The organism is Paenibacillus tianjinensis (assembly GCF_017086365.1).
Taxonomy (GTDB): Bacteria; Bacillota; Bacilli; order Paenibacillales; family Paenibacillaceae; genus Paenibacillus_AQ; species Paenibacillus_AQ tianjinensis.
Genome location: NZ_CP070969.1, coordinates 5523508 through 5546573 on the forward strand (window position 1 = coordinate 5523508; position 23066 = coordinate 5546573).

A 23066-nucleotide genomic window follows, 5' to 3' on the forward strand; every position below is an offset into this window, starting at 1 on the left:
TTTAATTAAATCCTGTTCTTCTGCCGATGAAACGGGTAATAGGATTTAATACCACCTGAAACGAGGCTTCTTATGAACAAAAGAATACATATTGCAGTACTGGCAGCCGGCATCCTGATTGGAGGCTTGCTCCAAAACACCCGTGTGGACGCTATGGCGTCTTATACGGCGAAGGTCTATACCAGTTCTCTTATTGTCCGCAGCGAGCCGGCCGCCTGTGCTTCAGTCGTCGGATCTTTGAAGAGCGGCACCACAGTAACAGTTACCGATGAGCAGCATGGCTGGATGGAGATACGCTCCGGATCCGTAAACGGCTGGGTGGCAGGTTATTATCTTAAAAAGACTGCAGGAACCGCAACGGCCTCCTTGTCTTCTGCCAAGACAACCTCCGGCAGCAGTTCTGCAACCGTAACCGCAGATTCCCTGCGGATCAGGGGAGGTCCGGGAACCGGCTACCAGGTAGTAGGCTCCCTGAAAGCCCAGGATACCGTAACCGTTCTGCAGCGCGAGGACGGCTGGGCCCGGATCCGGACAACCGGCGGGGAGGTCGGCTGGGTATCCGCGCAGTATATTGCCAGCGGAAGCGCCTCAACCGGAAGCAGCAAGGCCAGTTCGGTCTCAAGCACAAGCTTCAGCTCTTCAGGCCGGATCAGCGGCAAACTGATCGTCATTGATCCCGGGCATGGCGGAAGCGATCCGGGCATGCTCGGCACGACTTACAATACGATGGAGAAGGATCTTACTTTGCAGACGGCCTTTTATGTACGCGACTATCTGACAGCCAGGGGAGCGCGGGTACAGATGACGCGTACCACAGATCAAAAGCCCACCCTCGCCCGGAGAGTCCAGATCGCCACCACGCTGAACGCCGATGCCTTTGTCAGCATCCATTACAATTCCTCACCCAAAAACGTATCCGGAACATTGACCTTCTTCTACTCTGAATCGGATGACCTGCGGCTGGCCCGGGCTATTGAGACCCGGCTTGGACAAGGCATTGGCCTGAAGAGCAACGGTTTATCTTACGGCAATTATCATATCCTGCGGGAGAATACCCTTCCGGCTACCCTTGTGGAGCTGGGATTTCTCAGTAATCCTTATGACGAAGCGATTGTCCGCACTTCTGCCTACCAGAAAAAAGCTGCCAAGGCCATCGCCCAGGGACTGGCTGATTATTTTAAAAAGTAACCCCCTGCGACCGCAAGCCGTGCTTAGCTCACTGCTTGCGGTATTCGCGCGGCGTCTGTCCGGTCGCTTTTTTGAATACCCGGCTGAAATATTTCTCATCCTCATAGCCGACCAGCTCCGAGATTTGCGACAGCCGGAGATTGGTGTTCTGCAGCAGCGTCTTGGCTTTATCTATTCTCAGGCCCGTTAAATAATCTGACAGGTTCTCGCCGCTGATCTGCTTGAACTTGCGGGACACATTCTCCCGGCTGATAAAAAACCGCTGCGCAATATGCTGAAGCGTCATGTCTTTAGCATAATTCTGATCCAGATATTCCCGGATCTCCTGCACAAGCCTGCTGTCCGGAGGTTGAGGGCTTCCCTGTGATAAACGCTGCAGCAGCGCTTTCATCCCATCCCGCCAAAGCCGGGCGGAGAATAACCCCTCATGATCGTAGCATAGCTCGAAATGGATCTCTGCCTCCGGCCGCCAGCGCTGCAGCGCTTCTGCAATCTCTTTCTGAAGCCGCAGTAACCGGCTCTCCGTAAGTACAGGCAGACCGGCCAGCTGAACCGACCACTCCTCCACTACCCGCTCCATTTTGTCCAGCTCACCCGAGAGGACGGCTATTTTCAGCTTCTCCAGCTGCGTTTCGAAGGCGTAGTCTTCTACAGATCCACTCTCGCTCAAAGTCTCCCGGTACAAGTGAATCCGCCCTTCCCGCTGCAGCAGGTTCCGCTCGTTCAGCCCCTGCCGTGCCTGGTGAAAGGCCGTTTGGATACCCTCGGGGAACTCACAAGCATAACTGAGTCCAATATCCATCAGCACTCCATAGGTCTGCTTAATCGACCCGTTGATCCCCCGCATCAACTCCTCTGCCTCCGAAACCGCTGACCAGAGGAGAACAACAATCTCTGCACCGACCTGCCAGCTGCGGAAGGCGATACCGCTCTGCTTCGACGCAAGCACCTCATTACAGACATTCACCAGCACAAAGGAGGTCAATCCCACATCACCGTGAAATCTCTGCAGCAGCCGGCAGTCTGCCCCCTGGAGAGAAAGCACCGCTATTCTGCATTCTGCGGCAAACAGCGGCATGCCCAATTCTTCACTTAGGGAATGCTTCAGCTCCTGAAAGGACACCTGTCCTGCCACCAGATCGGAGAGCATCTTATCCCAGTAGAGCGGCCGCAGCACATTCAGCTGCATACTCTGGCGCAGGGTCTGCTGCCGCTCCGCCTCTTCCTCCTGCCACAGCTGAAAGGCATGCTCCGCCGCGGCGATCAGCTGCTTGCTGTTGAGCGGCTTCAGCAAATAATCCGTCCCCCCGTAGACAATCGCCGGCTTCACATAGTTGAAATCCTGATAGCCGCTGATTACTATGGTCTTCGTATTCGGGTAATGCGTATGCAGCCATTCCAGCAGCTCTGCGCCATCCATCAGCGGCATGCGCATATCTGTGAATACAATCTCCGGCTGATGCTCCTGCATAATCGTGATCGCTTCCTGCCCGTTAGTGGCTTCATAAATGCCGGCAATCTGATGCTTCTCCCATGGCACAAAATAGCGGATGGCCTCCCGCACATGCTTCTCATCGTCTACTATCAGCACCTTCATTGTTTGCCGCTCCTTTGTGTAAGTGTTGGATGAAGTGGACTCATTACACCTCATTCACTGAAATCAGCCCATCTGTATTGTGTAGGGGAATTACACCATTTCAGTACAATCAGCTGTTTGCGTAAAAGGCATGGTCTATTGCAGTTTGTACAGCAGATGTCCCCTTAATCGGCCGAAAAATTAAATCTATTGTAGTTAGTACAGTAGAATCTTGAGAATCAGCTGTTTTTGGCCCATATTCCCGGATTCTGCTGCACAGAATACAACAGTTTGGAATTAGCCTTCGTTTGCTAGAGGAATTACCAGCGTGACCGTAACCCCCTGGCCCTCCCTGCTTTGCAGCAGCAGCTGTGTCTCGCCGCTCAACTGCAGCCGCAGCCGGGCCAGCACATTGTACAGGCCGATCTCTTCATATTCGGCCTTGCCGCTAGCCTCAAGACTGGCAGTGATTTCCTCCAGCCGCCCGCGGGGCATGCCCTTGCCGTTATCCTTGACGGCAAGAATCAGCCTGTCCTGCTCATCAAGCGTGCAGGAAATCGTAATTAACGCGCCGCGGACTCCATCCTCGAACCCGTGCTTAAAAATATTCTCGACAATCGGCTGCAGGATCATCTTTGGCACGACTATGTCGAGGGCAGCCTCATCGGTATCGATATCCAGCTGGAGATTGTCTTCCCCGAAACGCTCGGTTTGCAGGATAACATAATTCTGCACATGCTCCAGCTCATCGCGCAGCGGTACCTCCGTCCGTTCGGTATTCATCGAATAACGCATCATGCTGCCGAGGGAATAGATGAGATCGTACACCTTTGGCGCATTATAACGCAAGGACAGACTGGCAATCGACTGCAAGGCATTGTATAGGAAATGCGGATTGACTTGGGCCTGCAGCGCCTTCAGCTGATTGGTTTTATTAGCGAGCTCAAGCTTATATTCGTTGACGATCAGATCGTTGATCGTACGGGTCATGCCGGTGATTTTGCGGGTCAACAGGCCAAATTCATCCTCACGGTCGGCATCCATGTGGGCATCCAGCTGGCCGATCTGCACCTTCTGGGTGAAGGAGATCAGCTTCTTGATCGGCCTTGTGAAGCCGATGGAGATCACCACCGCGACGATTCCGCCCAGAATCAGGAACAGCACCCCGATACCGGTATTGAACCGGGTAATGACCCTTGCATCGGCGTACAAATCCTCGTAAGGCACCAGCTTAATAATATTACCCTTGAACAAGGGCGCATCAATGTGCCGGTACAATACAATTCCCTTGAAACCGTCCTTGTCCCAGGTGAAATGTCCGTTCTCGCGGCTGCCGGGGAGCCGGCTCCAGCCAGCCGTTACCTGCTTCCCGATCCAGTCAGGATCAGACGCAAACAGCGCCTGTCCCTGTTCGTTCAACACATACAATCGTTCTGTATCCGAATTGTACATCGATTTGGCAATCCCCTCCAATTCGGAGAGCCGGTAATCAATCGACAGATCAGCCAGCACATCGGCGCTGGGCGCACGGTAGAGCGGAAAATGGGCCGTGAAGACGGGTACCGTCCCTGATTTCAAATTCGGGAACCGGGACTTCATTCCGTATTGGTGATCCATATGGGTCACTTCTATAAAAGGCCGGTAGGTTCCTCCCGGAACCTCCGGCGGGACATATTTGTCCGATTCCCGGCGGAACTGCCCGCCGAGCAGCAGATTAGACTGCTTGGCGGCTCTGATATACAGATGAATCTGGAACGTATTCTGATCAGAGAGGAACAGATTGTACATCTGGGTAGAGATAATCGCCCGGTTATCCGGTGCAGCCGTGCCTGCGGGCAGATCAGCCGGATCTTTTGCCGTAAGCAGACTCGTATAAAAGGAGCTGGGCACATTAATTCCGCTGTACAGCGACAATGCCCGCTGGTTCATCCCGCTGAAATAGCTGCTGAGATTACCTTCCCCGAGTGTCAGCAGCTTCGTATTCTGCCTTACGGACTGCTCGGTCACCGACTGCTTGGTGTAGAGATATGAGAACGTGACGGAGATCCCCGACGGGATCACCGAAGCCAGCAGCACAAGCGCCATCAGCCGGGTGCGGATGCTGTTTCTGAACATAACGGCCCCTCCTAAAAGTTTTGCGGATCATCCGCTTCATGGAATAATCATTGCAGCAAAACTTGCTTCGTAAGCATACGCTTAAGTTTTGCGGTACATCCGCTTCATTGAATAATCTTTGCAGCAAAACTCGCTTCGTAAGCATACGCTTAAGTTTTGCGAACGCAGCCCCACTAGTTGACACAATCTCGCAACGACAGCATACACCGAGTTTCGTGCGGGGCGCTACTGTGAATTTTTGACGCTGCAAAATTTGTCTGCTGCAATATAATCCACTTTTATGATCATCAAATTGAGTGTTGGAGAAACGCGGGGCTTTCTATAATGAAGCCATGAACCTGTAGAATAACTAGACAAAGGAGATTCCATATGAGAAAAGCTCTGCAGCTTAAACGGGGCTGGGACCAGCAAATTGTGTTCCTCGGACCCTGCCTGCTTTTTTTCCTGACCATTGTGGTCACGCCATTTTTTCTCGGCTTCTACTATTCCTCCACAGACTGGAACGGGCTGGATCTGGACAAAGCGGTCTGGACCGGCGCGGCCAACTGGAAACGGATTTTTCTGAATGATGATAAGTTCTGGGAATCCCTGCTCTTCACCCTGCGCTTCACAGTGGTGTCCGTAGTTGCCGCCAATGCGCTGGCGCTGCTGCTGGCCTTCCTGCTGATGACGACACTGAAGACCAAAAAGGTGCTGCGTACGATTTTCTTCATGCCTAACGTGATCGGCGGCATTCTGCTCGGGTATATCTGGCAGTTTATTTTCACTAAAGGTTTCGCCACCATCGGGGAGCTTACCGGTATTTCGTTCTTCCAGCTGCCATGGCTGGGTACACCGGGAACCGGATTCTGGGGACTCGTTATCGTGTTCGTCTGGCAGACAGCCGGCTACATGATGGTTATCTATATCGCTGCACTGGCCGGCATTCCGAAGGATCTGATCGAAGCGGCCAGAATCGACGGCGCCCGCGCCCCGCAGCTGTTCCGAAGCGTCTATGTCCCATTGATCATGCCGGCTATCACCATCTGCCTGTTCCTGACCACCTCTAATGCATTCAAAATGTTCGACCTCAACCTGTCGCTGACTAAAGGCGGACCGGGAACCTCCACCCAGTCGCTGGCTTATAACATCTACGCGGAAGCGCTGATCAACAACCGTTACGGGCTTGGCACCGCCAAGGCACTGCTGTTCTTCGTCGCTGTCTCGCTGATTACGGTCACCCAGGTATGGATTACTAAACGGAAAGAGGTGTCAGCTTAATGGATACCAGCAGATACCGCCCGAAAAATTTCATTCTGGAGATCCTCGCCATCCTTCTGGCGCTCGTGTTCCTGTCACCGTTCTATCTGGTGCTGAGCAACTCTGTGAAAAGCCTCAAGGAAATTCTGCTCGATGCTGCTTCCCTCCCGGCAATCTTCCATTGGGATAATTACTCCAAGGTCTGGGATGCGATCAATTTTCCGCAGGCGTTCTGGAATTCTTTATCGATTACGATCCTGAGCGTTATCTTTATCGTAATGTTCAGCTCCATGGCTGCGTACCAGATTGTCAGAAGACCGTCGCGCTTCAACAGCTTTGTGTTCCTGCTGCTGGTGTCGGCGATGATCATCCCTTTCCAGTCCCTGATGCTGCAATTGGTGCGTGTTACCAGTATCCTGGAGCTGCGCGGTGAACTGTATGGCATTGTGGCCTGCTATCTCGGCTTCGGGATGCCGCTGTCAGTCTTCCTGTTCCATGGCTTCATTAAGAGTGTGCCTTATGAGCTGGAGGAAGCGGCCCGGGTGGACGGCTCGAATCCGTACGGCGTGTTCTTCCGGATCGTTTTCCCGCTCCTGCTGCCGATCATTGTTACAGTCATCATTCTGAACACCCTGTGGATCTGGAACGACTATCTGCTGCCGGTGCTGGTTATCGGGGGCAATAAGGATTTGACTACTCTGCCGGTGGCCGTTACAAAGTTCTTCGGTCAGTACACCAAGAAATGGGACCTCGCGCTGGCCGGACTGGTGATGGCAATCTTGCCCATTCTGCTATTCTTCCTGTCGCTGCAGCGTTATATTGTGGAAGGTGTAACTGCCGGCTCCGTTAAGGGATAACATGTTCTGCAACAATATCCACTTTTTCGAGCAAAATATTAAGTGTAAGTCGATTCTCAGATGCTATACGATTTAGTTGTAGGAACCAGAGACCAGGGAGGTTATTCTATGAAAAGAAAATCCGCATTCCTTATCGCAACCGCTTGCACCATGCTGATCGCAGGCTGCGGCAACGGTGGCAATAATAATTCCGGGAGCAATGAAGCTGCCACGAACGCACCAAAAGAGTCAGCGGCGGCTGAAGCAACAGCAGCTCCTGCCAAAGATGTGACGATTAAAATGTTCCAGTTCAAGGTCGAAATTGCTGAACAGCTGAATGCGCTGGCCGAAGAATATGAGAAGGAAACCGGCGTTAAGGTAGAAGTGGAAACGCATGGCGGCGGTGAAGACTACGGTGCTTTGCTGAAGGCAGAAATTGCTTCCGGCTCTGAACCGGAAATTTTCAACAACGGCGGCTATACAGCCCTGGTCCCTTATATGGACCGTGCTACGGATTTGTCCGACCAGCCTTGGGCGGCTAATCTGATTCCAACCTCCAAAACTCCGGCCACCGTCGACGGTAAGCTGTACGGCATGCCGATGAACGTTGAAGGATACGGTCTTATTTATAACAAGGACCTGTTTGCCAAAGCCGGGATTACCGAAGAGCCTAAAACCCTGTCCCAGCTGAAGGATGCTGCTGCCAAGCTCAAAGCCGCCGGCATCACTCCGTTCGAAGCTACCAATGAGTGGTGGTCGATGGGGATTCACCTGGTTAACGTAGGTCTGGCCCACCAGCCTGATCCGAAGAAATTCATCGAGGATGTCAAAGCAGGAACGGCGACCATTAAAGGCAATCCCGTATTCGAGCAGTGGCTGGATCTGGTTGACGTGATCTTCGACAATGCCCAGGACAACAAAATGACAACCGACTATGCTACACAGGTTGCAGAATTCGCCTCCGGCAAAGCGGCAATGATGATGCAGGGTAACTGGACGCAGGGCGATATCGATAAAATTGACCCGGCGATGAACCTGGGCCTCCTCCCGCTGCCAATCAGCGATGAAGAAGGTACGATTCTCGTCGGTGTGCCGAACAACTATATCGTAAACAGCAAATCCGCGCATCCGGAAGAAGCCAAAGCGTTCCTGAACTGGCTGGTAACCTCGGAAACCGGCAAGAAATATATCACTCAGGAATTCAAGTTTATCCCGGCTGAAACGGACATCACAGCAGACGCTGCTGACATCGGCCAGGTTGCTGTAGCTGTACAAGAGAAATCCGACAAAGCCCTCGGCTGGAACTGGGATATGTTCCCTGACGGCGTGACCCAAGGCTTCGGCGCTGCCATGCAGGAATACCTGGGCGGACAGATTGACCGCGGTCAGCTGCTTGAGAAGCTGGACAAAGCCGTGCAGGATATTGTGAAGCAATAGTTCAGCTGAGTATATAAAAAGAACCTTCAAACCCGGCGGGAAGCGGGATTGAAGGTTCTTTTGTTGTTGCGGCTGTCCTTGCTAAGTGGAAATCGTCTGCCCTATCCTTAGATGAACATTTCCACGATCAGGAACAGGTTCAGCGACACCACCAGCGCCGAGATAATCCAGCCGAGAATAGTGGTTATCTTGTGGTTAACCAGCCCGTTCATAATCTGGCGGTTGCTGGTGAAGATCACCAGCGGAATTAAGGCAAAGGCAATCCCGAAGGACAGGATAACCTGACTCATCACCAGAGCGCTTGTTGCATTGATGCCGAACCCGATAATCGCCAGCGGAGGAAGGATGGTTATGGCCCGCCGCAGGTACAGATTGATTCTTTTGTTAATGAAGCCCTGCATGACCACATCTCCGGCCATCGTCCCTACAGATGAGCTAGACAGTCCGGCAATCAGGAGGCCGAGGCCAAACGAGATGGCGGTAACCGGCCCGGCCAGCTGGCGGAACTGTTCGAAGGCGACATCCAGATCTTCAACCACCAGCCCGTTTTTGAAAAACAAAGCAGCAGCTACAACCACCATTGCCATATTTACTGCACCGGCAATCACCATGGCAATCACAATATCGATCATTTCCCATTTGAAAATCTGTTTCTTCTCTTTGTCGTTGGCTCCGACCACACGGCTCTGCGTCAACGAAGAATGAAGATAAATCGCATGCGGCATGACAGTTGCGCCGAGAATACCCGCTGCCAGCAGCACACTGTCTACACCCTGGAATCCCGGGGTGAAAATCCCGGCAACCACAGCCCCGGCATCCGGCTTCGCCATAATGACCTGGAAAACAAAGGCCAGGACGACGACCATTACCATCGAGGCAATTCCGGCTTCAAGCGTCCGGTAGCCGCGCCGCTGCAGCTCCAGTATGGCGAACGAACCGGCTGCAGTAATCAAAGCGGCAGGCAGCATCGGAATGCCGAACAGCAGATACAGTCCGAGTGCGGCTCCGATAAACTCCGCTAAATCGGTAGCAATAATGACCAGCTCGCTTTGGATCCACAGGAAGATCGCTGCGCCCTTCGGGAACCGCTCCCGCGCCACCTCCGGCAGATTCTTGCCTGTAGCAATCCCCAGCTTGGCGGATAATGCTTGTATCAGTACAGCCATCAAGTTCGATGCGGCGATTACCCAGAGAAGCAGGTAGCCGTATTTCGAGCCCGCTGTAATGTTAGTGGCGAAATTCCCGGGATCCAGATAAGCCACCGAGGCAATAAAAGCCGGGCCTAAGAACGGAAGCAGCCGCTTTAGGCCTCTAACATCCCCATTTAATACAGCTTGCGCCGAGGTCTTATTTTTATGAGTTTTTATTATTGCAGGTGTCTCCACCGCTGTTTGCTCCATCATGTTAAACCCTCCTCGACCCGAAAATGTTGTCTTCCTACATGAAAGTTTCCCGTATGCAACTTTTACTTTGTATTCATTATAATCTGCCCAATGAAAAATGTAAATGTAATTTTCAAGGATCTCTTTCTTTCATACCTATTATCATTTAACTCCATTCCGGCTGCGGCAATCACTATTGTGCTTTCTTAATTGTATGTCGAGCAGCTTCGCAGAGTGAGCCGTTTAGTCCGGATGTTTTGTGGAGGGAACCGCCTATAGGCAAAAGTCCGGTTTCGCACAAAAAGACGGGATCCAGGGTTATCCCTGTCTCCCGCCTCTGCGGTTCCGTTTGTATTCATTCCGCTTCCGATGGAATACCTTATTCAGCCTCGCTGAGCGCAGCCAGCAGATCCAGTGCTTCCTCATGCTCCGGTTCCAGGACGAGGGCACGGCGCGTATAATCCAGCGCACCTGCATCATCCTGCAGCTCATAGCAGCAAATAGCCAGACAGTACAGCACCGTTACAACCGGCTCCTCATCGCTCTCCTGCAGCGAACGCTCCAGGAACCAGCGGGCTTCCTTGTACTGGTCCATTTCGAACAGCAGCAGTCCGCTGTCCAGGGCCAGATCATATTTCTGCGGCATCGGATAATAGCCGTTCCACATCACCTGTATGCCCAGCTGAAGATCAATCAGCTCCTCATCATTGGCATCGGGCAGCAGGGCCGATATCCGCTCTGCACTCTGGATGAACAGCTCGGCATCGTATCCGCCCAGACGCCAGAAGCCCAGCAGTGCCTGCAGCCCAATCGAGTCGTAGTTCTGGTCAACCCACATCTTCAGGCTGAAGAAGTCATCCGGTCCGAAGCGCTCGACAAACCGCCGGTAAGCCAGCCGTGTCTGCACATGGGCGTGCGGGTCCTTCAGCATCAGGATACAGCCGACATTCAGGTTCTTATAATGATGCGGGGTGAACAGCGATAAGGCACCCTTTTGCTCAAAATAGTACTGCATCGCGTGATAATTGGCGGTCAGCGAAATACTTCCGTGATGCATCAGCTTCGGCGGATCGGCGAATTTCCAGTTCTCCAGCCGGTGATCGCCCTTATCGGCAGTCAGCAGCACAAAACCTGCCCCGGACAGCTTGTCCAGCCGCTCCATGCAAGCCAGCGCCGCAGCCGGAAACAGAATATGGGTATCCTCCAGATTCTGCTGATAGTGCGAAATTACCTCATGATACGGGTAGGCCTGCTCTTCATATCCGGCTGCACGGCTGTAATGGTATTCCGGCACGATTTCTTTGAGCACCTGGGAAGTGGTCAGGTCAGCGGCATTGTCCGGGTAGCGCAGGGACACCTCGCAATCAAAGATTTTACCTTCATCCACATACAGCAGCTCCTGCTGAATACTGTCGAAGAAGTAATTCGCGATGACCAGCAGCGGCTGCTTCAGATCGCCGGGCCGGATTACTCTGCCGCTCTCGATAAGCTTCAGCTCTCCATCAGCCACAGCATCAAACTGTGCAAAATCAAGGATTCCCTGTTCCACAAAAGGAACCAGCCCGGGATGCTGCTGCCATCCGGTTATATTTTTGAGCGGAAGGTCGCTCATGACATATTTGAACGGAGGCAGAGCTATTCCCGCATATTCAATCAATTCGAATAGCTTCTGCAATACATGGAAGGCAAGGCGGCCTGCCCCCGCTCCCATCTCCAGGATGATAACTGGCTCTTCCGGCTCCCCCTTAACGGTCCGGTCCTGCAGGAATCCGAGGATCATCTCCGCATAAGCCGTTCCGATCATCGGGTTGCTGGTAATATATTGCGGCACCTGATCATTGGTCCAGGCCTGCATTCCGAGCTGCTCATAATAACTGCGCTGCAGCTCCCAGAACGGCGCCTCACTGAAGCGGTAGCGTTGTTGTTGTTCGTCTGTTGTCATCTGTGTTTGAACCTGCTCTCTAATAATCTTGGAAGCCTGTTTACTTCGTATGCGAACGGAAAATAACATATTCCGCCTCTGTAGGCACATTAAAGGTAAAGGAGGAGGCCCCGGCGGTTACCGTCTTGGCTTCTGGCCCTATTCCCTTCAATGTCTTGCTGCTGCCTTTGAAATCCACTGCAACCAATTCCAATACTACACTATTTTTGCCTAAATTAAACGGAGCGTTATTCAGTGTTTCCAGCTGCAGCTTATATCCGCCGCCTGTAACCGCAGTCTGGTTCAACCGAACCGGGAATAATGGATGCAAATTGTTTAACGTCTCTAATGTATAGACAAAAGGAACCTGCTGTTGTACAGGCGTATTCTGCGGCAAGATTACCCCGCGTCTGCCATCGATGACCCCGGATACCTTATTGATCCGGTTCCCCATATTCTCCCAACGGATAGATTTTGAGGTCTCCAGCACTGAGCTCATCGGAACGAACAGCGTCCCTTCCTTCACCTCCGGCTTTACACCAAGCGGCGCTTCAAGCCCGTTATCGAATACGGCGTTCATCACTCCCGCTTTCAGACCGCTGACCGATTGGCCCATAAAAGAAAAGGTATAGCTCTTCTCTGTAGAATTATAAGTCAATGTTGCACCAATAACATCGGAGAACGCCCGGATCGGCATCATCAGCTTATTGTTCTTGATATAAGGAGCCAGCTTGCCCGGAAACAGTACATAACTGTCGTTAATAAACAGCGGAAGCAGCTGCTCTCCTCTGTTCCCTGCAGCGGAAGCCCTGGCGGGCGTGAATGCTGTACCTGCACCTATTGCAGCAACCAGTATGAAGATCAGCAAAGCCCGCATTCTGCGCACGAAATGGTTCATTAACGGATACCCTCTTCCTATCTATAATTTATTTAGAATATATCCAGTGCCTAGATCCGTCACTCCCACGGCATAGCCGCCGCTGAAAGAGGAGGATTCCCGCGTGTAGATAAGCTTAGTCAATAATTCCCCTTTGGTGTTGATGTAACCGTACTTGTCCTTGGTATTGTCAGCCGGATTGCTGATGCCGACTAGGGCTATGCCTTCTTTAAAAGAAAACGCGCTGTTGTATTTCTGGTAGCCGATAACCAGCTTGCCTCTGGTATTAATAAAGCCAACTTTGCCGCTGACATTATAGACATGGGCCAGCCCTTCGCTGAAATTACCGGCATTGTCATACATAAAAGGGATCATAACCTTCCCCTTCCGGTTGATAAATCCCCATTTCCCCTTAGCATTCTGTACGGCCGCCAGACCTTCCGAGAAATCGCCTCCGGAGGTATATTTAAAGGGAATAACTGTCTTACCAGACTTATCGATATAGCCATACAGACCTGCGGAATTCTCGACCAGGGCTAACCCGCCGGAGAATGGTCTGGAGTGAGAAAAATATTTATAAGGGATCGCCAGCTTGCCTGCAGTGTTGATGTATCCGATCCGTCCGCTGCCGTTGGGGGCGTAAGCCATCGCTAGACCCTCCGAGAAATAGAACTCTGAGCTGAATGATTCCGTTAATGAGGTTACTAGGTTGCCCTTCCGGTCAATTAGCGCTTCCCCGGCAGCATTGTTCTGTTTCACATAAGCTACACCCCCTGAGAAGCCCCAGGCCGAAGCAAACTGGCACGGGATCGCTATGTTCCCTTTGGTGTTGATATATCCAAACAGGCCGGTATCAGTATTTCTCACCACGGCACGCTGTTCGGCAAAATCGGTAACCGGCACTATATTTGCCGGAAGGATAAACGCCTCCTGGCCGTTGTGATTGTAATAGACAAGCTTACCGCTGGACTGTAAGCCGAATAGCAGCCCGTCATGAAACTGTGCATCACTATTGGGCTTCACGGTCTCGAAATCAAGCGGTGTTCCTGACACTTATATAGTTGCCGGAGCTGCTGCCGCCCAGCCGGTTCCCGCTATCATAGCTGCAAGGCTGAAGATAATCAGCATTAATCCAAACCCTTTTAACCTATTCATATCTTTACCTCCTCTATATATAGCTTCAATGCTTCCCTTGAGTATTTGTAACTTTTTTCCTGCCACACTCCCATCTTATAGACTCATGTAAGGCAACAAAAGTTTCGCTGGAACCTGAACTTACGTAAGAAGTAACCTGCCTGTGGAAAAAAGCGGCATTAATTATTTACACCGTAAAGTACTAACGGCATGTAGAGTCTCATATTCTGAATTAGGGAAACCAAGCCGCTCCTGGAGAGGAGATACCGGTCCGATAGAGCCATCCTGAAGCAGGATTGGAGGAAAGGACCATGAGTACAGATCAGCTTATTGCACTGCTTGTTCTTGTCATTATGATCGTGCAGCTTGCCGTCAAGAAGGGGAAATCCTGACGTCACGCAAAAAGAAACGGGTACCGTTCATTAGGACGGTATCCGTTTCTGCGAAAACATACATATTCAGTTATCTCACAAAAATACGGATTTGGTCATCACGCGTTCTGTTCAATACACGGTACCCGGTTGGGGCGGCAGTCGCAATTCCATCATCATTCGGCATGCAGTAGCTTCCCGGCTGGCAAGTGCCGTCATCGCGGACAAGCAGCTTGCCGAGGATGCCTACCGCGACCCATTCCTCTCTTTCGGTACGCGGGATATAGGCCTGTGAAGCGTTCCAGTCGGGATTTAAGACCGGCTCTGTTTTGGTTGTAGCGGTGCGGAGCACGTTGCCCTCCGGATCTCTGACCTCCGGAACCTCTACCTCCTGATATAGAATCCGGTCCCACTCATCCGTGACGAACAGCTTATGCCAGCGCAGATCGCTTGAATCCGCCAGGATCGCCGGTCTTGCACTCACTACACCGAGAATATAGGAATCCCCGGAGGTGGCCTTGCGGATCTTCCCGCCGGCACTGTCAAAGGTGACAAAATATCCAGGCTCCAGTGCCAGGCCGTCAGCCGTTTCGAACATCTCCGCATAATCGGCCGCTGCCGGGGAAATGACTGTACCATCCAAATACAAATTGCCTGTTGCTCCTTCGATCACTGCAGAATTAAGGCTGGGTCCCACCGTCAGCCCGTTCGCCAGATGCCAGGAGTAGGCAAACCGGGTGGTACCGTTCTGGCCCATAATATGCGCACCTGCGTGAACCGGCATAACCATCGTGTTCTCGCCTTCGGCATGGGAATTCGCCCCAAAGGCCTGGGTCATGAATCCCTCTGCGTGGGAAGCCTGGCCATCGGCAGTGGTGCCCGCGCCCTCTGCATGGGCATAAGCCCCGCTGGAGACGCTGCTTACACCTTCCGCATGGGCGAACGAGCCGCCTGCCACCGTGTTTGCCCCTTCCGCATGAGCGGCTGTGCCGCTAGCGGTCGTGGTATGCCCTTCAGCATGCGAATGATCGCCCAAAGCCTGGGTACTGTTGCCTTCGGCGTGAGCCTCCGCTCCGGCTGCCAGCGTCACTGCTCCCTCTGCATGCGTACTATTGCCGGTTGCACGGGTTAAATATCCTTCGGCATGCGATGCTTCTCCGCTGGCTGTCGTTGCCGTGCCTTCCGCATGGGCCGTATCGTTCGTTGCCTGCGTAAGATGCCCTTCAGCATGTGCCGCACTGCCGCTGGCAATCGTAGTGCTGCCCTCGGCATGGGAGCTCTCCCCGCCGGCTTGTGTAGAATAGCCTTCCGAATGAGCGGCTGCAGCCTCCGCCATATTTCCTGCCCCATTCTCCACTCCTGATCACCGCTTTCGTCCGTAATACAATAAGCTATGTCCCATGGTGAAGGCCAGTAACGGCAAATCGGTCCAAGTGTTCCAAATTGGCGCATTCTCCTATACCTCCAATTAAAGACCACTCATTTCACTTACTAAAGTTGAGAAACATTAAAAAGTATAGTAAAATAGATTCATGAAGAAGGAGGCAGACGAACATGGAGATTGGAATCAGCACATTTTTGGAAACCACACCGGACCCGGTGACCGGCAAAGTAATCAGCCATGCCGAAAGATTGCGTGAAGCGGTAGAGGAGATCGTACTTGCCGACCAGGTCGGGCTGGACGTATATGGAATAGGAGAGCATCACCGCGCCGATTACGCCGGAAGCGCGCCTGCCGTAGTACTGGCTGCTGCAGCGGCAATGACCAAGAACATCCGGCTTACCAGTGCCGTCACGGTACTGTCCTCGGATGATCCGGTCCGGGTCTATCAGGCATTCTCCACCCTCGACGGCATCTCGAACGGCCGGGCGGAGATTATGGCAGGGCGCGGTTCCTTTATTGAATCCTTCCCGCTGTTCGGCTACAGCCTGGACGATTATAACGAATTATTCGAAGAAAAGCTGGAGCTGCTCCTGGCGATCCGTGCCTCCGAGAAGGTAACCTGGCGCGGCGGCCACCGTCCTGCCATTGATAACCTGCCGGTCTACCCGCGGGCTGTGCAGGACCCGCTGCCGGTGTGGATTGCGACAGGCGGAAATCCCGAGTCGGCGATCCGCGCAGGCATGCTGGGCCTTCCAGTTGCGTTCGCCATCATCGGCGGAATGCCGGAAAGGTTCGCTCCGCTGGTTAAGCTATACAAGGAGGCTGCTGCCTCGGCCGGGCATAACCCCGACAAGCTGCAGATTGCAACCCATTCCCACGGCTTTGTCGGAGAAACTACAGAGCAGGCTGCTGCCTTGTTCTACCCTTCCACCCAAGCACAGATGAATGTTATCGGACGCGAACGCGGCTGGGGCCAGACTTATAACCGTGCCACTTACGACGATGCCCGCAGCCTGCGCGGGGCGCTGTATGTCGGCGATTCCGAATATGTGGCGGAGAAAATTATTTTGCTGCATAAAAATCTCGGCGTGACCCGCTTCTTCCTGCATGTCAATGTCGGCACCATGCCGCACCGTGAGGTTCTGCGCGCTATTGAGCTGCTGGGAACCAAGGTGGCTCCGATCGTACGCCAAGAGCTGGCCCGGGGCTAAATTTTATTAATAACGAACCAAAGAGATGTTCTAATGGCCGTATATCCGGCTCATGGAACATCTCTTTTTTAGCGTTTGACACCCTAATAATTCATTTATTGAAACTATCCTGTCCTGATGTTGACTTTGAGCCGGCTTCCCCATATATTATAATTAACTTGAGTTAATTTATTTACCGAAGTAAATTAAAATCCCTGGAGGTCTTCTCATGATAAATAGGCTGGCTAAAGGTCTTGAAGCTGTAACGGTTAAGCTATGGTTGCTGTTTCTATTATTGTCCCAATCTATTTATGCCATCATGCAGAACTATTCTATTCCACGAACAAGCCGGGAGGCTGGCGGTCTCCTGATCTTTGATATGAATCCTTTGGGGTATACTTATGAGTATGCGCATAAGTTTCTAACTCAGTTATCTGAAGAAGGCTATACACTCTATCTGCATGTGCAGTTACCCCTCGATATTTTGTTTCCTATCCTAAATTGCTTGACTGGATTATCTACTTTCATTTTGCTGATTCGTCTATATAATAAGGTGAAGAATACATCGGCATTACCTATATACTCCTCTTTATCAAAAGCCGTATTAGCCCTCCCAATAGCTGCAATGTTATTTGATTACCTGGAGAACATTATGATATTCACGATGCTTGCGTACAAAGCGGCAGTTCCAATAAGCCTTGTATTTGTTGCAAGTACTTTTACAATTATCAAAAGTATATCAACGGTAGTATTTTATATTGTGGTTATCGCTATTTTGCTAGTAAACGGTGTAGCCTGGATTAGAAGCAGATCCAAGAAGGAGCAAATAGATGGAGAATTTCGGGATTAGAGAAAAAAAGGCAGCTCTTCTGAGGGTTTCTATTCTGGAAGAGATGCTTCGTCTGCTGAGAATGAAAAGTATTAATGATTTAACCCTTGAAGAACTGTGTTCTAACATTAATACAACTAAAGTAACTTTTTTTAAAAATTTCAGCTACAAAGAACAGGTGTTAGACTACTTTATTTGTAAGTGGCTTTATGATAGAAGTTTTGATATACACCGCAAAAGGTATACAGGTGAAGCAGGATTGTATAACGTATTTCAATCGATTTGTGAGGATACGGTTCCCGGTAAAAAAATCATGTTATCACTCATTCAATATTACAGTAAGCTTACCGAAAAACCACCCGCTATCGAGCCTTCACCTTATGAGTATTATTTGTTTAATAAGGAAGCATTTGAACAACAGGTAGAGCCGCTGAGCCTGCAGCAAGTGTTTATCTACCATCTCTCGGAGATAAAAACGATACATCCTTCCCAGTATAATGAAGTAGTATCTCAATTATTTGCTTTAATGTATGGAGTGCCCATCCAAACGCATATTATGGAACTTGAGAATATGTACCCTTTTTATGAGACAGGGATCAAGCGGATTATAGGGGAAACGTCATAAAAAAGACGCATTAATTCATTAATACTTTCCGCATGCTATTCTAAAGCCAAGGTCATCCGTCTTAAAATCAGGCATGCTTTTCCTTCTAATTGTAGATCCACAATTGTTCTCGACTTCAGCCCAACTGCCTCCCCGAAAGACCCTATAGTTCCCATAACGTTTAGTATCATACAGATCCCAGCACCATTCCCAGACATTCCCGATCATATCGTAAAGCCCCCAAGGATTAGGAAGCAGCTTTCCGACTTGCTGGACTGATCCATTAGAGTTCCCTTTATACCATGCAATTTTATCAATTTCATCATACCGATATCCCTTGGTTCCCGCTTTGCATGCATACTGCCATTCAGCGTCTGTTAATAATCGAAAGCCATTCGCATCTTTGTTATAGATAGTCTTCTCACTTTCATGTGCGATTGTGTAGCATTCAGTCCTATCAAGTATTCTGGACAATTTGTTACAAAAGACAAGCGAATCTAACCACGAAACATCCGTTATTGGCTGTTTATTTTCATTAGGTTCTACATCATCATGCATGACAAAATGATACAAATGCTGTGTTACCTGATACTTCATTACATAGAAAGGTTCAATTGATGCAGTCCATGTGACAACCTTTCTATCACTCTTTCTTCCAGGGTCAGCTAAAGTGTAATCAGAACTAAGCCATTTATTCATATTAATATAATCGCGTAATTCAACGGTCCCACTTTCTATTGGTACCATCAAATTTATTAAGTCTTTTATTAAATGCTCACCGTTACTTTCGTACTTCCCCATTGTCATATTGATCCCCTGTCGCTTCAATTCTTTTCATTAGCAGTCTGCTCTTTACGCTATCGTTCTTCGTTAGTTCAAAGAACAGTTCATCAACTAATTATCACTTTACTCTTTCGGAAATGTTTTTACTTATTTCTTCAGGATTTTCAACACCAATGATCAACTTTGATATTTTGAACTTACCAACTTTAAAGCTATTCAAATCTAAATGAAGAGTTTTAAGCTCATTCTCAAAAAAGTGCAGTTGATAACCACCCTCTGATCTAAATAACCCATTTCTCATTTCTCCTAATAAAGCACCATATAGTTTAAAAGCATTTGGTATCGGTCTACCTGTTGTTATTCCTATGATTGAAGAGTATGGAATTTGCAATCCTTTATCTAATTTTAAAAAGGGTGAGTTTCCAAAGTCGATATTTACGTAGGTTTCCATTAGTTGAATTTTACGTCCCATATTTTGATTTCCCCCATTTTCAAATAATCCATTTATTTCACAACCAATAATTACAAATAATACCACGAACACCTCTTTTCTTAAAATCTAAACTGCCCGTTAGTTTAATAAAAGCAGCCGATCGCTAGCTTAATGCCAAATTCCCACTTAGGCAATTAATGCAAGTTCTTATCCTAAATCGGGAATGAATACAAGGACTTGTCCTGAGCCTTGGACAAGATCTTGCATCACTAAAATAAAAAAGCCGCGCTATTCGCGGCTTCTAATGGATGAATTTGTCCTTGTCCCCGACAATATCACGACGCAACCAAGCGTGAGGCGGTGAGGGTATGACCAGTCCGCCCAATGAACATTTGTATTTTTACTCTTTGTATAATAGTATCGTGTGCTTCTTTAAAGCTTCATTTACATTCGATAATACCCAGCGGATTAGGCGTATCCATCAACGCGGCACACGCTGCAGGCCAGGCGGGGTCTTCAGGGTAGAACGCGGTACGGAGATAGGACCAGACGAGCGCTCGCAGCATAGCCACGCGCTCGGGGTTTTCGTCGGTCGTTTCCTTCGCGTCGTATCCGGACACCCCACCGAGCCCGTGCTCTGCTCCGAACAGTGTCAACAGGCATTTGGGGCCGGGGCTCTGGAAGTACGCATCAGCACGCCAATCTTTGCGATCGGAGAACGCGGGGTTCCAGTCGTTCTCACCCACGACGACGAGAGCTGGCGTTGTCATTGCAGCAAAGCTAGTTGTTCCCAAGACTGGGTAGTGCTCGGATGCGAATGCGGCGAGGTCCTCGCCTTTGCCCGGCGCTGCCAACAGTACACCCACCTTGATCCGAGGGTCGGCCAGGTTCACCTTCGTCCCGTCCACCGGGTCCGTAACGCCCTGTCCACACAACATTCCTACCGTATGCCCACCCATTGAATGCCCGACTGCGGCGATCCGGCCTTGGTCTAGTCGCCCGCCGAGCCCTGGAACAGCAGCCTCGATCTGGTCCAGGTGATCGAGAATGTAGCGCATGTCCTCCACTCGGGACCGCCAATACAACGGTGCCTCTGGGTTATCCGATTCACGCAGGCCCAGCGCCTTCGAGTCCAAGTGAGTGGGCTGGATCACGACGAAACCGTGAGCTGCCCAGAAGTTTGCGATGGGCCCGTAGCCGTGTAGGGATGATACGAAGTTCGAAGGCCCATGGCCGTGCGACAGAAGAATTACGGGCAGGTCGCTCCCCGTCGAGGGCGCAGAGACCTTGATCTGCAAATCCACAATCCGACCTGGGACCGACAGCACCACGGGGCTGAAGGTTATAACAGGGGTGGGATCGTTGACAGGAATACCGGCAGCTTCAGTGAACGGCTTGCTCATGGAACGCTCTCCCTTTGGATTAGCCTGCATTAGTAACACACTCCTTTTTTTGGACCACCCTTTTTAGGATGGTTCCTTCTTTTATTAGTTTGGTTGACGTGTCAATCTTAAATAACTGTAGCATGTTTACGTTGACACGTCAACTATGATATGATGATTATATGGATAAGAGCGAACTGAACGAAGAAGAAATTCAATTATGGTATAAGTGGAAAGGCTCCTTTCACAGCATCTTCGGTCGCGTAATCAAAGAGATGTCCGATCACACCGGACTATCAGAGGGCGATTATGGAGTACTGGATCGGTTAGACCTTGTGGGGGACGGCAGCCTTCGCCAACAGGAGCTGGCCGAATCCATGGACTGGGATAAGAGCCGATTGTCACATCATCTGACGCGGATGGAGAAACGCAGGCTGGTGATGAGGAAGCCATTAGACACCGATCGCGGTGTTCAGGTCATTATTACTCCCGTTGGCAAATCAGCCTTGAATGATGCCCGTCCCATCGTCTCCATGGCCATACGCAAACATTTTCTGGATCAATTAACCGATCAAGACGTGGAATCGATTACGAAGCTGGCGGAAAGAACAAAAAAAGGGTCTGCAGCATCTTATAATGCCCCGACGCCATGATCGCGTATTTTAAGCAAATATTTTGAACGTGAATTAAACCGGCCTCTTCCACCAAAACAATGGAGGGGGCTTTTGTTTTCCAAAAGCAAGATAACTGCCCGTTAGCTTATCAAAAAGGAGCAGTTCCCGACTGGCAAACTGCTCCATGCTGTTTAATAAAAAACTTATCATTGCTGCCCAATAATAAGTCCTGGGGATATTAAGACCTGAGATGATTTGCTGTAAGCCTAATTAGAGCGTCTCAGCCAATTTCTGAATCTTGGAGTGGGAAATTAAATATACAGGACCCATTATTTCAATAATGCCGTCCTTCACACGCATTGCACTTTCCTGTTCTGCCGCATAAACATCAATCTCTTCAGACAAGGGGAACAGGTAACCTTGAACAAACGTAGCATAGTCACGTTTAGAATGAGATTCATAGGCAAAATGATCCAAGCCAATACCATCATAAATAGTACTTGATTCAACTTCATCAGTATCATTCAAGCTTAACCATTTTGCAGCCATGTTTATCGCTCCGGCGCTGGCACCCACTATAACGGCATTGCTGTTCTTAATAACCTTTGATAATTCATAATCCTCCAAAAAATCGTTTTGCAAAACCGGATCTCCACCGCATAACAAAATGACAGAAGCGCCCTGAATGAATCGCCGGGCATCTTCCTTCTGCGTGCGGTAATCAATGAAATGATATTCATCAAAAATAAGGTTAGCCTGGTTTAACCATGTACATTCAAGAATATCTTCAACGTTCATTTGCTCACCTGTATAACCGGACGGTTCAGCGCTAATCATAACAAGCGATTTTCTGTCTTGTATATCCTTATGTAAACAATGGACCAGCTTCTCTGGAAAAGAATTATTAAACCAACTGAAATAGTAGTGAGTACTCAAACTTAATTGCCTCCTCTCATCTCATTAGGCGTTAGCTGAACAAATCCACTCTTTTCCATGTTCCCGAATGAATTTAATATCGCTTTGATAATGTTCAAGATGCCCTTCTTCTATCATTTTTTGAAAAGCAAGATCACCTTCACTGCTCTTTCTTACCATTGTTTTACATAACCCTTCTAATCGCAGTAATACCATTTCCAAATATTCTTCTACTTCCTTACCGTAAGATTCAAAAAACAAGGCAACCCTTTGTTTTATACGATTAGCATGCTCAAATGAATTATAATGAATGACTTCCCCTGATTCCGAAAGATGAAGCCTGCTTAAGGGGACGCAAGTATAGAGAGTATAGGCTATGTCGTAAAGTCTTGGACCAGGTGCCGCATGGTCAAAATCAATAATACCTATTGGCCTTTCATGATTAAAAATAATGTTGTACATCGCAAAATCATTATGACACAGCACTTCAACGGGTTGGGGTGTGAGATCTAGCAATTCCCAGCTCTCATCAAATGAAAAATCTTGCACAGAATCATGATAAAAGCGGAGCATTTTTGCTATTTCGATTAAGCAATCATCTGACCACATGTATTTTTTTAATGGATAATTACCCGCTTCTCCTTCAATATAGGATAATATCTCTCTTCCTTTTTCATCGATTCCTATAAATTTTGGTGCATAACTGAAACCTTTATTCTCTAAATGCTTTAATAGTTTATGAATTCTGTAACTATCCGGTTTTAATTCGCGTCGTACAGTGCCTCCCGAACGATAAACATTAGAGACATTTCCACCTGTTAGCATTTCTTCGTTATCCTGGTTTGTCATTAAATTC

General features: G+C 49.7%; 20 protein-coding genes. 8 read left to right on the forward strand and 12 right to left on the reverse strand.

Annotated features, from left to right (window positions below):
* Nucleotides 1–72 precede the first annotated feature (72 nt).
* A complete protein-coding gene (locus JRJ22_RS25675; protein WP_206102104.1) occupies nt 73–1188 on the forward strand; it encodes an N-acetylmuramoyl-L-alanine amidase family protein in 1116 nt (371 codons plus the stop codon).
* Nucleotides 1189–1216: 28 nt separating this feature from the next.
* Here the strand turns inward: JRJ22_RS25675 and JRJ22_RS25680 are convergent, their stop codons facing one another.
* Both JRJ22_RS25680 and JRJ22_RS25685 read right to left on the reverse strand, forming a co-directional pair.
* Complete coding sequence (locus JRJ22_RS25680) at nt 1217–2785, reverse strand: response regulator (RefSeq protein ID WP_206102105.1); 1569 nt, start codon at nt 2783–2785, stop codon at nt 1217–1219.
* Between the two features lie 276 nt (nt 2786–3061).
* Nucleotides 3062–4879: a sensor histidine kinase gene (locus JRJ22_RS25685; RefSeq protein ID WP_206102106.1), complete on the reverse strand. Its 1818-nt coding sequence runs from the start codon at nt 4877–4879 to the stop codon at nt 3062–3064.
* A 369-nt stretch (nt 4880–5248) separates the two neighbouring features.
* Here JRJ22_RS25685 and JRJ22_RS25690 point away from each other — a divergent pair, with 369 nt between their 5' ends.
* The 3 genes from JRJ22_RS25690 to JRJ22_RS25700 all read left to right on the forward strand — a co-directional run bounded on the left by JRJ22_RS25690 (nt 5249) and on the right by JRJ22_RS25700 (nt 8391).
* On the forward strand, nt 5249–6139 hold the full coding sequence (locus tag JRJ22_RS25690) for a carbohydrate ABC transporter permease (RefSeq protein WP_206102107.1): 891 nt from the start codon (nt 5249–5251) through the stop codon (nt 6137–6139).
* Nucleotides 6139–6975 carry a carbohydrate ABC transporter permease gene (locus JRJ22_RS25695; RefSeq protein WP_206102108.1) on the forward strand — a complete coding sequence of 279 codons (837 nt, stop codon included), beginning with the start codon at nt 6139–6141 and terminating at the stop codon, nt 6973–6975. The genes JRJ22_RS25690 and JRJ22_RS25695 overlap by 1 nt, the downstream gene beginning before the upstream one ends.
* Nucleotides 6976–7083: 108 nt before the next feature.
* Nucleotides 7084–8391, forward strand: a complete 1308-nt coding sequence (locus JRJ22_RS25700) for an ABC transporter substrate-binding protein (RefSeq protein WP_206102109.1) — start codon at nt 7084–7086, stop codon at nt 8389–8391.
* Between the two features lie 107 nt (nt 8392–8498).
* Here the strand turns inward: JRJ22_RS25700 and JRJ22_RS25705 are convergent, their stop codons facing one another.
* From JRJ22_RS25705 to JRJ22_RS25725, 5 genes are all read right to left on the reverse strand, one after another.
* Nucleotides 8499–9791, reverse strand: a complete 1293-nt coding sequence (locus JRJ22_RS25705; RefSeq protein WP_408637911.1) for an Nramp family divalent metal transporter — start codon at nt 9789–9791, stop codon at nt 8499–8501.
* A 361-nt stretch (nt 9792–10152) separates the two neighbouring features.
* Complete coding sequence (locus JRJ22_RS25710; protein ID WP_206102111.1) at nt 10153–11715, reverse strand: tetratricopeptide repeat protein; 1563 nt, start codon at nt 11713–11715, stop codon at nt 10153–10155.
* Between the two features lie 40 nt (nt 11716–11755).
* Nucleotides 11756–12592, reverse strand: a complete 837-nt coding sequence (locus tag JRJ22_RS25715; RefSeq protein ID WP_206102112.1) for a stalk domain-containing protein — start codon at nt 12590–12592, stop codon at nt 11756–11758.
* A gap of 21 nt (nt 12593–12613) precedes the next feature.
* Nucleotides 12614–13624 carry a WG repeat-containing protein gene (locus JRJ22_RS25720; protein WP_232380955.1) on the reverse strand — a complete coding sequence of 337 codons (1011 nt, stop codon included), beginning with the start codon at nt 13622–13624 and terminating at the stop codon, nt 12614–12616.
* A gap of 543 nt (nt 13625–14167) precedes the next feature.
* Nucleotides 14168–15433 (reverse strand): peptidase G2 autoproteolytic cleavage domain-containing protein, encoded by a 1266-nt coding sequence (locus JRJ22_RS25725; protein ID WP_206102113.1) that lies wholly within the window; start codon nt 15431–15433, stop codon nt 14168–14170.
* Nucleotides 15434–15630: 197 nt separating this feature from the next.
* Between JRJ22_RS25725 and JRJ22_RS25730 the strand changes: the two genes are divergently transcribed.
* The 3 genes from JRJ22_RS25730 (at nt 15631) to JRJ22_RS25740 (ending at nt 18104) form a co-directional block, all read left to right on the forward strand.
* The gene (locus JRJ22_RS25730; RefSeq protein ID WP_206102114.1) at nt 15631–16671 is read left to right on the forward strand and encodes an LLM class flavin-dependent oxidoreductase; all 1041 of its coding nucleotides are present in this window, start codon (nt 15631–15633) and stop codon (nt 16669–16671) included.
* A 208-nt stretch (nt 16672–16879) separates the two neighbouring features.
* Nucleotides 16880–17500 carry a hypothetical protein gene (locus JRJ22_RS25735; RefSeq protein WP_206102115.1) on the forward strand — a complete coding sequence of 207 codons (621 nt, stop codon included), beginning with the start codon at nt 16880–16882 and terminating at the stop codon, nt 17498–17500.
* Nucleotides 17481–18104 carry a hypothetical protein gene (locus JRJ22_RS25740; RefSeq protein WP_206102116.1) on the forward strand — a complete coding sequence of 208 codons (624 nt, stop codon included), beginning with the start codon at nt 17481–17483 and terminating at the stop codon, nt 18102–18104. Before JRJ22_RS25735 ends, JRJ22_RS25740 begins: the two co-directional genes overlap by 20 nt.
* Nucleotides 18105–18122: 18 nt before the next feature.
* Here JRJ22_RS25740 and JRJ22_RS25745 read toward each other — a convergent pair whose 3' ends face one another.
* The 3 genes from JRJ22_RS25745 to JRJ22_RS25755 form a co-directional block, all read right to left on the reverse strand.
* Entirely contained in the window at nt 18123–18890 is a 768-nt protein-coding gene (locus tag JRJ22_RS25745) for a formylglycine-generating enzyme family protein (protein WP_206102117.1), read from the reverse strand.
* 94 nt (nt 18891–18984) lie between these two features.
* Nucleotides 18985–19404 (reverse strand): hypothetical protein, encoded by a 420-nt coding sequence (locus JRJ22_RS25750; protein WP_206102118.1) that lies wholly within the window; start codon nt 19402–19404, stop codon nt 18985–18987.
* 335 nt (nt 19405–19739) lie between these two features.
* Complete coding sequence (locus tag JRJ22_RS25755; RefSeq protein ID WP_232380956.1) at nt 19740–20702, reverse strand: alpha/beta hydrolase family protein; 963 nt, start codon at nt 20700–20702, stop codon at nt 19740–19742.
* A 161-nt stretch (nt 20703–20863) separates the two neighbouring features.
* Here JRJ22_RS25755 and JRJ22_RS25760 point away from each other — a divergent pair, with 161 nt between their 5' ends.
* Nucleotides 20864–21334 (forward strand): MarR family winged helix-turn-helix transcriptional regulator, encoded by a 471-nt coding sequence (locus tag JRJ22_RS25760; RefSeq protein ID WP_206102120.1) that lies wholly within the window; start codon nt 20864–20866, stop codon nt 21332–21334.
* Nucleotides 21335–21565: 231 nt separating this feature from the next.
* Here the strand turns inward: JRJ22_RS25760 and JRJ22_RS25765 are convergent, their stop codons facing one another.
* Nucleotides 21566–22231 (reverse strand): type 1 glutamine amidotransferase family protein, encoded by a 666-nt coding sequence (locus tag JRJ22_RS25765; RefSeq protein WP_206102121.1) that lies wholly within the window; start codon nt 22229–22231, stop codon nt 21566–21568.
* Nucleotides 22232–22255: 24 nt separating this feature from the next.
* On the reverse strand, nt 22256–23059 hold the full coding sequence (locus tag JRJ22_RS25770) for a phosphotransferase (RefSeq protein WP_206102122.1): 804 nt from the start codon (nt 23057–23059) through the stop codon (nt 22256–22258).
* Nucleotides 23060–23066: the final 7 nt, after the last annotated feature.